Annotated in this window: 15 protein-coding genes; 6 read left to right on the top strand and 9 right to left on the bottom strand. The window is 68.6% G+C overall.

Annotated features, from left to right (window positions below):
• Positions 1-55: 55 nt before the first annotated feature.
• The 3 genes from L2D01_12840 to rpsU all read right to left on the bottom strand — a co-directional run bounded on the left by L2D01_12840 (position 56) and on the right by rpsU (position 2,875).
• Positions 56-1,204: a hypothetical protein gene (locus L2D01_12840; protein ID WBQ09765.1), complete on the bottom strand. Its 1,149-nt coding sequence runs from the start codon at positions 1,202-1,204 to the stop codon at positions 56-58.
• Between the two features lie 2 nt (positions 1,205-1,206).
• Positions 1,207-2,439 (bottom strand): right-handed parallel beta-helix repeat-containing protein, encoded by a 1,233-nt coding sequence (locus L2D01_12835; protein ID WBQ09764.1) that lies wholly within the window; start codon positions 2,437-2,439, stop codon positions 1,207-1,209.
• A gap of 199 nt (positions 2,440-2,638) precedes the next feature.
• Positions 2,639-2,875 carry a 30S ribosomal protein S21 gene (gene rpsU, locus L2D01_12830; protein WBQ11647.1) on the bottom strand — a complete coding sequence of 79 codons (237 nt, stop codon included), beginning with the start codon at positions 2,873-2,875 and terminating at the stop codon, positions 2,639-2,641.
• Between the two features lie 227 nt (positions 2,876-3,102).
• Here rpsU and L2D01_12825 point away from each other — a divergent pair, with 227 nt between their 5' ends.
• Entirely contained in the window at positions 3,103-3,765 is a 663-nt protein-coding gene (locus L2D01_12825) for a COQ9 family protein (protein ID WBQ09763.1), read from the top strand.
• Positions 3,766-3,780: 15 nt separating this feature from the next.
• Here L2D01_12825 and L2D01_12820 read toward each other — a convergent pair whose 3' ends face one another.
• Together L2D01_12820 and mutL are read right to left on the bottom strand one after the other, a co-directional pair.
• On the bottom strand, positions 3,781-4,875 hold the full coding sequence (locus L2D01_12820; GenBank protein WBQ09762.1) for a nitrate- and nitrite sensing domain-containing protein: 1,095 nt from the start codon (positions 4,873-4,875) through the stop codon (positions 3,781-3,783).
• A gap of 90 nt (positions 4,876-4,965) precedes the next feature.
• Positions 4,966-6,816 (bottom strand): DNA mismatch repair endonuclease MutL, encoded by a 1,851-nt coding sequence (gene mutL / locus L2D01_12815; GenBank protein WBQ09761.1) that lies wholly within the window; start codon positions 6,814-6,816, stop codon positions 4,966-4,968.
• 105 nt (positions 6,817-6,921) lie between these two features.
• Here mutL and L2D01_12810 point away from each other — a divergent pair, with 105 nt between their 5' ends.
• Positions 6,922-7,170, top strand: a complete 249-nt coding sequence (locus tag L2D01_12810) for a DUF2093 domain-containing protein (protein WBQ09760.1) — start codon at positions 6,922-6,924, stop codon at positions 7,168-7,170.
• Positions 7,167-7,985, top strand: coding sequence for a M23 family metallopeptidase (locus tag L2D01_12805; GenBank protein ID WBQ09759.1), 819 nt, complete (start codon positions 7,167-7,169; stop codon positions 7,983-7,985). The genes L2D01_12810 and L2D01_12805 overlap by 4 nt, the downstream gene beginning before the upstream one ends.
• Here L2D01_12805 and L2D01_12800 read toward each other — a convergent pair.
• From L2D01_12800 to L2D01_12785, 4 genes are read right to left on the bottom strand one after another with little or no spacing between them, the layout of a single operon-like run.
• On the bottom strand, positions 7,934-8,872 hold the full coding sequence (locus L2D01_12800) for a lysophospholipid acyltransferase family protein (GenBank protein WBQ09758.1): 939 nt from the start codon (positions 8,870-8,872) through the stop codon (positions 7,934-7,936). The genes L2D01_12805 and L2D01_12800 overlap by 52 nt on opposite strands.
• A 9-nt stretch (positions 8,873-8,881) precedes the next feature.
• A complete protein-coding gene (gene lpxK, locus L2D01_12795; GenBank protein WBQ09757.1) occupies positions 8,882-9,892 on the bottom strand; it encodes a tetraacyldisaccharide 4'-kinase in 1,011 nt (336 codons plus the stop codon).
• A complete protein-coding gene (locus L2D01_12790) occupies positions 9,889-11,181 on the bottom strand; it encodes a 3-deoxy-D-manno-octulosonic acid transferase (protein ID WBQ09756.1) in 1,293 nt (430 codons plus the stop codon). Before L2D01_12790 ends, lpxK begins: the two co-directional genes overlap by 4 nt.
• Positions 11,178-11,900: a lysophospholipid acyltransferase family protein gene (locus L2D01_12785; protein ID WBQ09755.1), complete on the bottom strand. Its 723-nt coding sequence runs from the start codon at positions 11,898-11,900 to the stop codon at positions 11,178-11,180. The genes L2D01_12790 and L2D01_12785 overlap by 4 nt, the downstream gene beginning before the upstream one ends.
• 88 nt (positions 11,901-11,988) lie before the next feature.
• Here L2D01_12785 and L2D01_12780 point away from each other — a divergent pair, with 88 nt between their 5' ends.
• From L2D01_12780 to L2D01_12770, 3 genes are all read left to right on the top strand, one after another.
• On the top strand, positions 11,989-12,651 hold the full coding sequence (locus L2D01_12780) for a sulfur transferase domain-containing protein (GenBank protein WBQ09754.1): 663 nt from the start codon (positions 11,989-11,991) through the stop codon (positions 12,649-12,651).
• Positions 12,652-12,717: 66 nt separating this feature from the next.
• Positions 12,718-13,119, top strand: a complete 402-nt coding sequence (locus L2D01_12775) for a hypothetical protein (protein ID WBQ09753.1) — start codon at positions 12,718-12,720, stop codon at positions 13,117-13,119.
• Between the two features lie 64 nt (positions 13,120-13,183).
• Positions 13,184-13,960 carry an FkbM family methyltransferase gene (locus L2D01_12770; GenBank protein ID WBQ09752.1) on the top strand — a complete coding sequence of 259 codons (777 nt, stop codon included), beginning with the start codon at positions 13,184-13,186 and terminating at the stop codon, positions 13,958-13,960.
• The last annotated feature ends 25 nt before the right edge of the window (positions 13,961-13,985 follow it).

Raw genomic sequence — 13,985 nt, 5'->3', positions numbered from 1 at the left:
TCGCCGGGGAGAATGCACGCCCGCGCCCGCTTCGCCAAGCCGTCAGGGGCGCAATTCAGCCGCATCCGCCGCTCATGGCGCCGATCCAGGCGGCGATCAGGGCCGCGCCCTCGTGATAGGTCACCGACCGGCCAAGCTCGGGCATCATGTCGCTGAGCCGCTCGGTTTCCAGGCGATGGGCGAATATCGACTGTTCCGGCGATCCCGGCACGATGGAGAAGGGCCGCCCGCCCGTGCCTGTCCCGGCGGCGATGGGCGGTTTGCAGCGGCCCAGATGCGGCCCGTCCGGCTCCCACGGCTCCAGATATAGCCCCGATGTGCGCGCCGGTCCGGTGCGCGAATGGCAGTGGGCGCAGTTGATGTCCAGCCAGGCGCGCGAGGCCGTATCCAGCGCGGCGCCGGACAAGGTGACATCCCCGTCCCAGACCGCCGCGCGCGGCGCCAGGTCCGGCTCCGGCGCGCCGGTGAGTAATCCGGCCTGTGTCCAGTGCGCCAGCTGGTTCTCAGGTCCGTCGGCATAGGCGAACGGCCCGTTGAGGTGCCGCGCACGAGGACCAATGGGCCGCACCGCGCCGTCGCGCGCGTCAGTGACGTGGCAGGCCGCGCACTGGTTCACGTCCGGCACGGCGTAGGTGAAGCTTTGCGCCGGCCGCGCCGCGCTGATCAGGGTCAGGTCCACAAAGGCCCCGGTGCGCGCCAGCGAGGCGCTGCGCTGGGCGTCGTCCCAGACGTAAGGCAGCGCCTCCCACCCCGCCTCGCGGCGCACGAGAACCCGCGTCTCGATGAGGCGCAGGCCCGTGAGATCAAGCTGCACCCCGTCAAAATGATCCTCCAGCCGGCCCCGGGCCGAGACCTGATCAAATCCACCATCGCTGAGCGAATAGAAGAAGGTCTTGGTGATCACCGTGCCGACGGGAAACTCGAACGTGTCTGTCTCGTGATAGGCCGCAGGTCCCGCTCCGTCCGGGATCCAGACCGTGCGCAGTTTCAGCGCATAGTCGGAAAACAGCGCGGTGTTCAGCCCATAGGCTGTCACGCCCTCGCCCAGCACCAGCGCATCGCCGCGCCGGGCCACCTGGCCCCAGGCCTCCAGCGCCGCCGGGCGCCCGTCCGCGATATAGGCCGGCTCCGGGGGCGGCGCCGGCGGCTGCGCGGAGCAGGCGGCGCAGAGCAGGGCGAGGCCGGCGGCGAGGATCAGCCTCAACACTAGCCCTCCAGCGTGACGGCGGGCAGGGGCTCATGGCTGCAGTTGAAGGCCGCGCGATCCACTTGCGGGTCGGCGAAGTCATTGGGCCCGTCGGCGTTGAGCACCTCGGCGTCGGTGACGCACAGGCGCAGGGCGCCGGGCAGGGCGCCATCCACCATCCGGTCCGTGTTCACATAGCCATCCCAGAACACCGGGGGCAGGCGGCCCGTGGGTCCGAACTTCAGCAGCCGCAGCGCCTGCAGGTCCATATTGTCGGGATTATTGCCGCCGCCCTCATAGGTGTTGGAGTGGACGTGGATGCGTTCGGGATAAGGGTCGAACTCATCGTTCACGCCCAGATCGGAGAAGCCCGAGGAATAGCCTGAGGAGATGATCACGTGGGCGGTGCGGTTGTCGCGCATCCGGTTGTTGAAAATCTCCACATCATCATTGGCGTTGATGAGGATGCCCGTACCCGCCGGCACATTGGCCACCGGCGTGCCGGCATGGCCGAAATTGGCGGTGTTGTTCTCGTGCACATCATTGTCGAACACGCGCGTGCCCGCGCCGGGACGCGGCAGGTTGGGCATGTTGAACACCAGAATGCCGCCGGTATTGTTCACCGCCACATTGCCGTAAACGTCGGCATTGTTGGAGTTCTCGATCTCGATCCCGGCCACATTGTACTCGGCGCGGTTATTGCGCACGATGATCATATCCGACTGGCCCACATAGATCCCTGCGTCCGATGCCGCGATGGCCACCGAATCCTCGATCAGCACATTGCGCGACAGCACCGGATACAGCCCGTAGGCGCCATTGTCGGTGGAGGGGCCGCGCGTCCATTCCACCCGCACGCCGCGGATCGTCACGCCGTCGCCGCCGGTGATCTTCACCGCGTCGCCGGCGGTGTCCTCCACAGCCAGGTTCTCGATGGTGAAATTGTCCGAATTGGAGACCAGCAGGCCCTCGGCGCCCTGGCGCTGACCGGCGAAGGACAGGATGGTCTCGTCCATCCCGGCGCCGCGGATCGTGACGCCGCTGACGCCGCTCAGGGACAGGCCCCGGTCAAAGGCGAAGCGCCCGGCCGGGATCTCGATCACATCGCCGGGCTGCGCATCCAGCAGCGCCTCGTGCAGGACGCTCTGATACTCGGTGTCGAAATCGCTGGTGTCGCGGGCCTCGGGCTCGCCGCCGCAGGCCGTCAGGATCAGGGCTGCGCCAAACGCAGCAATCAGGCGTGACAAGGTCATCGTGGTTTCTCCCCTGACCGGCGCGGCGCGTCTGGCGTGCGCACATCTTGCCGGAGCATGGGGAGAGGTTAACCGCGCGGGGCGGGCGATGTCGAGCAAGATGAACGCTGTTCACACACGAAAAACGCCGCGCTCCCGCGGACCAGGGAGCACGGCGTTTCATGTCGTACAGCAAGCGTCGTCAGGTCGGGCCAGCGCTCTAGCGCCGGGCTGCGACCTTCGGCTTGGGCAGCAGACCTTCGCGCTGGGCGCGCTTGCGGGCCAGCTTGCGGGCGCGGCGGATAGCCTCGGCCTTCTGGCGCGCCTTTTTCTCGGACGGCTTTTCGTAATGGTTACGGCGCTTCATTTCACGGAAGGTGCCCTCCCGCTGCATTTTCTTTTTCAACGCCTTGAGCGCTTGCTCGACGTTGTTATCGCGCACAACAATCTGAACGATGGTCCGCTCTCCCTGGTGTGTTCCGTGCAGGACGCCGCGCGCCTGCTGCCTGTTGATATGTGCTGTCCACGCAAAACGCGCCGGGCCAAGGGGTTTAAGCCCCCGGCGGCGCGGCGGCGCTTCCAGCAGAGGCGGGGGGTATACCGGAGGCGGATACGTCTGTCCAGCGGCCCGGCGCGGCGAAACGCCCCGTGACGCAGGCGTCTGCGGGGCTTATATCTGCATCCATGACAGAGACCGCCACCCCCCGCGCCGACGCCGCCCGCCTCGCCCTTCTGGACGCGGCCCTGCTCCATGCCGCCTTTGACGGCTGGACCGCCGCCACGCTGAAAGCGGCGGGCGAGGATGCGGGGTTCAGCGCCGGCGAAGTGGCGCTGTATTGCCCCGGCGGGGTGCTGGACCTGATCGAGACCTGGTCGCGGCGCAGCGATTCCATCGCCGCCGAGGCCATCGCCGCCGATCCCGCCAGGCGCGTGCGTGAGCGGGTGACCCATGGCGTGATGTTCCGCCTTGAAGCCATGGCCGGCCATGAAGATGCTGCGCGGCGCGCCCGCGCCCGGCTGCTGCTTCCCGATGGTCTGGATCGCGGCGCGCGCCTGATCTGGGCCAGCGCAGACTCCATCTGGCGCGCGCTGGGCGATCCCAGCACCGACGTCAATTTCTATACCAAGCGGGTGACGCTGTCGGGCGTGTTCACGACTACCCAGGCGGTCTGGCTCGACGAGGATGATCCGGCCAAGCCGCGCACGCGGGCTTTCCTGGACCGTCGTATCGACGGCGTCATGCAGTTTGAGAAGGTCAAGGCGCGCTGGCGCGAGGCGCAGGCAAGCCTGCCGGATCTGGCCGCCCTGGCCGGACGCATGCGCTATGGCGGGGGCGGCGGCCGCTAGGGCCTGCACGCCGCCTCAGGCGCGCAACGCGTAGCCGTCATCCAGCTCGCCCATGGCGTCCGCGTCTTTGTCAGCGTGTGACGGCGCAGCAATGTCCGCCTCAGGGCGCGGGCGCGTCATCCGGCTGGCCGCGTAGCCCGAGAGGAGCGTCGCCAGCATGATCAACAGCAATTGAAAGACCGCGGTGCGCACCGCCGCGTCGCGGCGCGCCTGGGCTTCGCCCAGCACTTCGCGCACGCCCTCCTGGGCGAAGCGATTGCGCAAGGTGGACAGCTCGAAATAGATCGGCAGCCGCGTCTCCCGCCACCAGGCGCGGTGCGTCTCGTCCAGCGGCGCGCCATAGCCCGCCGCGATCAGATGACCGCGCGCTTCGGCCAGCGTGCCGGGCGCGGCCCGGGCGATCACGCTTTGCAGCTCCCAGTCCCAGCGCGTGTCCGCGAGGGAATGGAATGCAGCCAGATGGCTGTTCTGCGCGCCCATCGCCTGCAACAGCACGCCATGGGATGACCGGCTGATCTCTCCGGCGGCATAGGCGAACAGGCCCGCCCCCAGCTCCTCGGAATAGCGGTCATGGAAGCGGCACAGGGCGACGAAGGCGCCCGTGAAGCGCGCCTCTTCTCCGGTGGCCAGGCTCAATTCCAGCGCCATCACATCGATGAAGTGATTGAGCGCGCCGGTATAGGCGGCCAGCGAGTCTTCCACCGAGACGCTGCGCGCCAGCACGGCAGGCCGGATCGCCTGGATATCGGTCAGCGACAGGCGCAGTGCATCGCGGGTCTCGGGCCGGAAGGCGGCGGCGTGCACGCTTCCCTCTTCAAACAACGCGAACAGGTTTTCGGTCGTGCCCTCAAAGTTTTCCCAGTTGGATTCATACATCTGGCGCGACGCGTCCGAGCCGGAGATCAGCCAGCTGGTTGCGTTGGCGCGCTCACGCTGCAGATCATCCAGCGCCACCGCCGACCGCGCGGCGAACTCGCCCACCGCTTCGGCCGACGCAATGCGCGCGCCGGTCCCGCTGAACACCGACAGCGCCGACGCGCCCACGATGACCAGAGCGATCAGCGGGGCGAGCAGGAGCAGGCCGAACCAGGGCAGCTTGTCGTCAGACATGGGAGGCAATCCTGTGGAGGCGGCATGAGCCGGGCCTAAGGGTTTATACTCATCAACCCTTTAGGCTCCGCTAACGCGCCGGGGCAGGCCTCACCGCCGCCCGAACAGGCGTTCGATATCGGCGAGCTTCAGCTCCACATAAGTGGGCCGGCCATGGTTGCACTGGCCCGAATGGGGCGTGGCCTCCATCTCGCGCAGGAGGGCGTTCATCTCCTCCACGCCCAGCCGGCGTCCCGCCCGCACCGAGCCGTGGCAGGCCATGGTGCCCACCACCTCTTCCAGCTTTTCTTTGAGCGACAGCGCCTCGTCATATTCGGCGAGCTCATCGGCCAGATCGCGGATCAGGCCCTGCACGTCCAGGCGCTTGAGAAGGGCGGGCGTCTCGCGCACGGCGATGGCGCCCGCTCCAAACGGCTCCACCACCAGACCCAGCTCGGCCAGCTCGTCTGCCCGCTCAAGCACGCGGCGGGCCTCGGCCTCGTCCAGCTCGACGATTTCAGGCACCAGCAGGCTCTGGCGCGCCACCCCGGTCTCGGCCAGCTGGCGCTTCATGCGCTCATAAACCAGGCGCTCATGGGCGGCGTGCTGATCAACGATCACCAGACCGTCCGCAGTCTCGGCGATCACATAGGTGGTGTGCACCTGCGCGCGCGCCGCGCCCAGCGGCCAGCCGGTCTCGCCCGGCGCGGCCGATGCGCCCTCAAAGGCGGGACGCGCGCTTTCGCCCATGCCGGGCCCGGCGTACGCGACGCCCGCATCAAACGGCTCTTGCGCATTCTCCGCCAGCGACGCCTCCCAGGCGGGGGAGGGGCGGTTGGCCCAGCCGGACCGGCTCAGCGGCAAGGAGGGCGCCGGCGCGCCTTCGGGCCGGGCGCGGCCCAGCGCAAAACCCGCCACCGTGGTGGAGGCGCGATGGCCGGCGCCCGCCAGCGCATGGCGCAGCGCGCCCACGATCAGGCCGCGCACCAGACCGGCATCGCGAAACCGCACCTCCGCCTTGGCCGGATGGACGTTCACGTCCACCTGATCGGCCGGCACGTCCACATAGAGCGCTGCCACCGGATGGCGGTCGCGGGCGAGGAAATCCTGATAGGCGCCGCGCACCGCGCCGACGATCAGCCGGTCCTTCACCGGGCGCCCGTTCACAAACAGGTGCTGATGCTGGTTGGTGCCGCGATTATAGGTGGGCAGGGACGCAAACCCGGTCAGGCGCACGCCCTCGCGGGTCTGGTCCAGCGCCAGCGCGTTCTCGCCAAAATCCGCGCCCAGCACCGCTGACAGGCGCGCCTTTCGCGCCTGCGCCGGATCGTCATGGGTCTCGGCCGGCACCGACAGGCGGGCGCGGCCGTCGGCATGGACCGAAAACGCCACATCGGGCCGCGCCAGCGCCAGGCGCTTGATCATGTCGATGACCGCGCTGGTCTCGGCGCGCTCGCTCTTGAGGAATTTCAGCCGCGCCGGCGTGGCGTAGAACAGGTCGCGCACGCTGACGCGCGTGCCGGAGCGGCCGAGCGGCGCCGCCGGTTTGACATCGCCAGTGCGCCCGCCTTCCACATACAGCTCGAACGCTTCATTCGAGCCGCGGGCCTGGCTCACCAGCGTAAGGCGCGCCACCGAGCCGATGGAGGGCAGGGCCTCGCCGCGAAAGCCCATGGAATGGATGTTCAGAAGATCATCCGCCCCGTCCGCGCCCACGGGCAGTTTGGAGGTGGCGTGACGCTCGATGGCGACGGCCAGCATGTCCGCATCCATGCCTTCGCCGTCATCCTCGACCAGGATGAGGCTGAGGCCCCCCGCTTCGATGCGCACATCGATACGGTTGGCGCCGGCGTCCAGCGCGTTTTCCGCCAGCTCTTTCACCGCCGAGGCCGGACGCTCGACGACTTCGCCCGCGGCGATCCGGTTGACGGTTTCAGGCGACAGGCGGCGGATGCGGGTCATGGCCCAAAGCCTCGTGGCGCGCGGTGAGTCGGTCAAGGCGTCTGCGCCCGGTCTTTCTCAGCGCGTACAGCCCATGATATGCAAGCTCCCATGACCGGAGCGCCCATGACCCAGTTTGACAAGGACTTCAGCGGCGAAGCCCATCTTGAGTATGGCGACGCCGATTTCCTCATCATGAAGCCCGGCGCCTATGTCACCTGCGCGGTGACGGGCGCCCGGATTTCGCTCAATGATCTGCGCTACTGGAGCGCGGAGCATCAGGAAGCCTATGCCGACGCCAGCGCCGCCACGGCGCGGTGGCTGCAGCTCAATGGCGGCCCCGCCGGGGCGCCGCAACCGGAGGCGGGATCATGATCGCAATACTGGCCCTCACTCTCATGGCCGCCAGCCCGGAGGCTGAAACCCCCATCACATGCGCCGGTGAACACCGCCAGGGCGCGATATTGGTCTGCCGCACCGCGCCGGGCGCGCAGGTGACGCTGGGCGATCTCACCGAGCGCGCCGACGCCGAAGGCTGGATTGTCATGGGCCATCACCGCGATGCGCCACCCGAGGCTGTGTTCCGCGTGCGCCATGATGGCGGCCTGTGGGAAAGCCGTGTCGATGTGGCGGCCCGCGAATACGAAATCCAGCGTATTGATGGCCTGCCGCCCGCCATGGTGACGCCGCCGCCCGATCCCGAGTTTCAGGCGCGTCTGGCGCGCGAGAACCGGGCCAAGGGCGCGGCCTATACCTCGCGCTGGGAAGGCCGGGGCTTTCTGGACGGGTTTGAATGGCCGGTCACGGGACGCATCACCGGCGTCTACGGCTCACAGCGCGTGCTCAATGGCGAGCCGCGCCGGCCCCATTTCGGGCTCGACATCGCCGCGCCCACGGGCACGCCGGTCGTGTCGCCGGCAGCCGGGGTGGTGACGCTGGCCGATCCTGACATGTACTGGGAAGGCGGGCTGATCTTCATCGATCACGGCCAGGGCTTTACCGGCGTGTTCATGCATCTCGACACGGTCGATGTGGACGTCGGCGATGTGGTGGAGCGCGGTCAGGTGATCGGCACGGTCGGGGCCACAGGCCGCGTTACCGGTCCGCATCTCGACTGGCGCGTACGCTGGCGCAATCGTCAGATCGATCCCGAGGCGCTGCTGGCGCTGGACGTGTCAGTGGTGCGGTAAAGCGCCTTCTCAAACCGGCGATGCACCCAGAACCATTGTGACGGCGCAGCGTGGATCTGGGCTTCCAGAAACGCGTTGATGCGCGTGGTCGCCTCCAGCACCGCCGCCGCGCCCTGGCCTTGCGGCTTTTCGAGCGGATCATGCACGGTGATGCGGAAGCGCACGCCGTCCAGCCGGCGCAGCGACATCGGCACGATATCCAGCCCATAGCGCAGCGCCATGCGCGCGGGCGCCGATGCCGTCATGCCCTGCCGGCCCAGGAAGGGCGCGGCGATGCCGTCATTCATCTTCTGGTCGGTCAGCATGGCGATGGAGGCGCCGTCCTTGAGCGCACCCATGATCACCCGCGCGCCGGACGGCCCCTTGGGGGCGAAGAAGTTCACGCCATAGGCCGTGCGCATGGCGCGGATGCGGTCTTCCACCAGCGGGTTGTTCACCGCCCGGTAGGCGATGCCGCAATTTTTCATGTAATGGCCGATGAAGGCGGGCTGCATTTCCCAGTTGGCGAAATGCCCGCCGACGAACACCACAGCCCGGCCCGAGGCGTTGATGGCGTCCAGCGCCTCCAGGTTCTCCACCTCCAGATGCTGGCCGCCGGGGTTGAGGTCGATGCGGTCCATATTGGCCACTTCGCCCAGCGTCCGGCCCAGATTGTCCCACATCGCGTCCAGCAGCGCGTCCAGCTCGCGCTCATGAGCCTGCGGGAAGGCCAATCGCATATTCACCCGAGCGATGTGATGCACGCCGGTGCGCGGCCCGACCCGGCGCGCCAGCTTGGCGCCCGCATCGCTGGCGCGCTCCAGCCCCATCGCCCGGAAGCCGGCGGAATAGCCGTCCCAGGCCAGGCGCTCCAGACGGCGCGAAAAAGTGGAGAGAAAGCCGGTCATGAACTCGCTCTAGCGCCGGGCGCCCCAAACGTCCATCGCCTGCTCGACCAGGGCCGACAGGCGCGCCGGTTCGGCGAAGCGCGCGCGCACCGGCCAGGCGTGAATCCCGCCCGCCAAATCGCCGGGCAGGCGCACCCAGTCCTTCTCCGTGGTGATCAGCTGGGCCTCCAGCGCCGCAGCCAGATCGGCCAGACGATGCAGATCGGCCCGGCTGAACACGTGATGATCGGGGAAGCTGGCGGTGTCGCGCAGATCGCCGCCCCACTGGACCAGTGCGTCAAAGAATTTCTGCGGCCGGCCAATCCCCGCGAACGCCAGCAGCGGACCTTCGGGCGGTGCAGCGACCGGCTCCAGCCAGGCGCGCAGCACCGGCTTGTCGAGCTCGGCGAGTTCCAGCGCCTCCAGATCGGGCTCGAAGCGTTCATCCGGGCCCATGACCACCACGGCGTCCGCGCGCGCCAGACCCGCGCTCACAGGTTCGCGAAGCGGCCCGGCGGGAAAGATCTGCCCCGGTCCCCAGCCGCTGACACCATCCACCACTACGAGGGACAGGGTTTTTTCCAGGCGCGGGTTCTGATGGCCGTCATCCATCACGATGATCTGCGCTCCCAGCGTTGCCGCCAGTCCCGCGCCCGCCACCCGCGTGCGGTCCACAATGGTCAGGCCCTCGCGCGCCAGCAGGAGCGGCTCGTCGCCCACTTCGCGCACGCCATGGACCGCGGCGTCGACCTGAACTGGCCCGGCCAGCCGCCCGCCCCAGCCCCGCGTTAGCGCCGCCGGCGTCAGGCCCAGCGCGCGCGCCGCCTCCATCACCGCCAGCGTCACCGGCGTCTTCCCCGTGCCGCCCAGCGTCAGATTGCCCACGCAGATCACCGGAACCGGCGCCGGGGCGGGAGTGGTTGTCGCAATCCGTCTGGCGCCGATAGCCGCATAGGCCCAGCCCAGCGGCGACAGCAAAGCGCGGGTGATCGCGCCGGAGCTGCGCGCGCCATTGGGGTCCCAGAAGGGCGGCGGTCTCATGAGAGAGCCTCCCGGGGCAGGAGATTGAGGATCGCCGCGCTGGTCTGCGCCAGCGCACCGCCGGGCAGGGAGGCGATGGCGCGCGTGCCTGCCTGCGCATCCGGCCCGCGCCCGTCCCAGATGGCGAGCACCGCGTCAGCGATCTCGTCAGCGTTCGCCGCGGTCAGCACGGCGTCGTGGGCGCGGTAGGCGGCGTAGACATCGGCAAAGCTGGCGGCATATGGCCCGGTGATCGCGGCTGAACCGGCGCGCGTCGCCTCCACCGGGTTGTGGCCGCCAATGGCGTCGATGAAGCTGCCGCCAATCACCGCTGCGGGGCTGACGGCGTACCACAAGCCCATCTCGCCCAGCGTATCGGCGAGCCAGACCGGCGTGCCGGCATCCGGGGCGCCGCCATCGGACCGGCGCACATAGGCGAGGCCCTGTGCACGCAACGCCTCGCCCGCCTCGTCCGCGCGCGCCGGGTGGCGCGGCGCCAGGATCATCAGCGCATCGGGCCGGGTTTTCAGAATGCCGGCGTGAGCTCTGGCCAGGATCGCCTCTTCCCCGGCATGGGTGCTGGCGGCGGTGAAGACGGGGCGGCCTGTCAGCGCCGCGCGCACTTGCGCCAGCGTTTGCGGGTCGGGATCGGGTTGCGCGGCTTCCAGCTTCAGATTGGCTGTCAGGGAGGGCGCTTTGCCGGTCAGGCGCTTGAGGCCTTGCGCCGTGCGCGCGTCCGCGGCGCCGATCCAGTCAAACGAAGAGGCCAGCGCGCGGAACGCGCCGGAAAACCGGCCCCAGCTGCGGATCGAGGCGTCATTCATGCGCGCATTGGCCAGCGCCAGCGGAACCCCCGCCTGCACCGCCGCAGAGATCAGGTTGGGCCACAGCTCGCTTTCCAGAAACACGCCTGCGTCGGGATGCCAATGGGCGATGAAGCGCGCCGCCCAGGACGGGCGGTCCACCGGAACATACTGATGCATCACCCGCTCCGGCGCGCGCCGGGCGATCAGATGCGCGGAGGTCACCGTGCCCGAGGTGATCAGGATTGACAGAGCGCTGCGCGCGGCCGTCAAGGCTTCAGCCAGGCTCAGCGCCACCAGGCTTTCGCCCACGCTGGCGGCATGCAGCCAGACCAGAGCGCCCTCAGGCCGGGGCAGGCTGGCGATCCCGCGCCGCTCGCTCAGGCGTGCCCGGTCTTCCTTGCCGGCGGACGCCCGGCGCTCGAGCACGAATCCCGCCACCGGACCCAGCAGCTGCGCTGCGCCGGCATAGGCCTGCAGCGCGGGCGTGCGTCGCAGGGCGGTCACGGCGCCGGATCCGGGAAGATGGGCGCATGGCCGCAGGCGATATCGGCGGCGGCCATGCCGTCATTAAGCCGGGCCTCCACCAGCGCGCGGGCGGCTTCGATGTCGTCCGGCGTGGGGTTATCGGGCAGGCGCACCGGCTCGCCCCAGATAATCACGCCCCGCCCGAAGGGCAGGGGCACGTGAAACCGGTCCCAGGAATTCAGCCGGAAGCCCCAGCGCGTCGACCAGCTGACCGGGACCAGCGGTGCGCCGGTAATCTGGGCGAGCTTGATGGCGCCGGGCGAGACGCGCTGGCGCGGCCCGCGCGGCCCGTCCGGCGTAATCGCCATGCAGCCGCCGCCGCGCACCCAGCGCACCATGTCGCGGAAGGCCGCAGCGCCGCCCTTGTCCTTGTGCTTCTTGGCGTCGTTCTGGGTGGAGCCGCGGATCAGCGCCACGCCATTGAGGCTGGCGGCGCGCGCCACCACATCGCCCTCGCGTGATTTGGAGATCAGGATGGCCGGGGGCTGGCGATCCGCAGGCCAGGTGGATTCCATGAACAGATTGCGCCCGTGCCAGCCGCACAGGACCAGGCCTTCGCCGCTCTCCCAGATGGGCGCGATATGCTCGCGCCCGCGCATGTCCCAGCGCGTAAAGCGCTTGATCAGGGCCATATGTCCGCCGATCAGGCCGCCCAGCGCCCATATGACCGGGCCGTAAGAGAGGATCGATTTCGCCATCGCGCACGCTGGATCGCTGGCCGCAGCCGCTTCGTCAAGCGCTCAGGCGCATTGCCGCGCGCAGGATCAGCGGCTAGGGGGAGGCGTCATGGGGAATGATCTCGACAATCCGGCGGCGTACCGCCGCGCCATGCGCGCCCTGATGTGGAGCGATCACGGCGTCCTGCGCCAGCGCTGGCGCAATATGCACCGGGTTGGCGGGGACATGTGGCGCGGCAACCAGCCCAGCCCGCAGCGCCTGGCCGAGCTCAAAGACATGGGCTTTCGCACCATCCTCAATCTGCGCGGGACCCAGCCGGGCCGGCCCTATTACGATCTGGAGCATCACGCCGCGCGCCAGCTGGGCCTCACCGTCATCGACCTGCCCTGGGGATCGCGCGAGGCGCCGTTCGTGGAGCGCATCGAGCGCTTGATCGAGGTGTTCGGCACGATCGAGTACCCCGCCTTCATGCACTGCAAGTCCGGCGCGGACCGGGCGGGAATCGTCGCGGTGTTCTACAAGCTGCTCCACGAAAAGGCGCCATTTGAAGAGGCGGTGGAGCAGCTTTCGCTGAAATACGGCCATGTCCGCCAGGGCAAGACCGGCATGCTGGACCATTTCTTCGATCTTTACCGCCAGCGCAATGCGCGCGAGCCCATCGATTTCCTGACCTGGGTGCGCACCGAATATGACCGCCAGGCTTGCCATGACGGCTTCATGGCCAGCTGGTGGGGCTCGCTGCTGACGGAAAAACTGCTGCGGCGCGAGTAATTCACCCGCACAGGGTTTTGTTTACTGTATGCATGCAATGTACGCGCTCAGTGAGCCGATGGAAGCATGCCAGCTATGCCGCGCCGCCATGTCATTTCCCGCCCCCGGGACGGTCTGATTCGCATCGAGGTGTATGGCGAACGCTGCGACGCGCAGGCGCGGGCGTCCACAGGGGCCTTTCTCGCGGTGCAGAACGCCGACCCCACCAGCCAAATTCTGTTTGACATCACCCAGGCGACCTATTCCGGCGCCCCTGAAGCGCTGTATGAGCGCGCGGTGCAGTGCGGTCAGGGCATGGCGCCGTGCAAGGTCGCCATTCTCGCCGGACGGCTGGACAGCATATATGCGCGCTTCTGGCGGCGCGGCCTGATGGAGATCGGCCACGAGACGGCGGTGTTCATCTGCGAGCGCGAGGCCGACGCCTGGCTCGCCAGCGAGGCCGAAGCCGACATCCTCTTTCTCGCCTGACAGGCAGCGCCTTTCAATCTGGCCCCGGGCTTGCAGCGCCCGCCTCCACCATGGAGGCCCCGTCATGCATGTATCCGCTCACATCCGCGCGCTTCAAAGCCGGTTTCCGGCGCTGCTGGAAGCCAAGGCGAACGCCCAGCGCCTGATGCGCCGCGCCCTGCGCCAGCCTTTCGAGGCGGATTTCGCGCTTTTGAGCCGCTGGGCGCCGGAAGCGGGCGAGGTGTTCATCGATGTGGGCGCCAATCGCGGCCAGTCCATCGACGCCATACGCCTGTGTCATCCTGACGCGCTGATCCACGCCTTTGAGCCCAACGCGCATCTGGCCGCCAATCTCAGCCGGCTGTTCGCGCGCGACGGGGCGCTGGCGGTCTATGCCTGCGGGCTGGGCGAGCGCGACGAAACCCACACCCTGCACATCCCGGTCTATCGCGGCTTTGTCTATGACGGGCTCGCCTCGTTCGACGCCGCAGAATGCGCCAGCTGGCTCAACGCTGACACCGTCGCGGGGTTTGACCCGGCACAGCTGAAAATCATCGCCTTCGAGGCGCGCGCCTTTCCGCTTGACGATCTCGATCTCAATCCCGGCTTCATCAAGCTCGACGTGCAGGGCTTCGAGCGCTCGGTGCTGGCCGGCGCCCGCAAGACGCTGGAGCGCTGCACGCCGCTGGTGATGCTGGAGAACAACGCGGCAGCCGATGACTTCCTGACCGGTGAGCTGGGCTGGACGCGCGCCGCCTGGACCGGACAGGGCCTGGATCTGGGCCTGCCGGGCGAGCTCAACACGCTCTATGTCGCGCCCGCACGCCGGGCGTCATTGAAGCGAGCGGGGCTTCTGGGCTGACGCCGCCGACGCCGGGCGCATTCGC

Source organism: Hyphomonadaceae bacterium ML37, assembly GCA_027627685.1.
Lineage (GTDB): Bacteria > Pseudomonadota > Alphaproteobacteria > Caulobacterales > Maricaulaceae > Oceanicaulis.
Note: the sequence above shows the minus strand (reverse complement) of the source record. Positions and strands in the feature narration are given on the sequence as shown.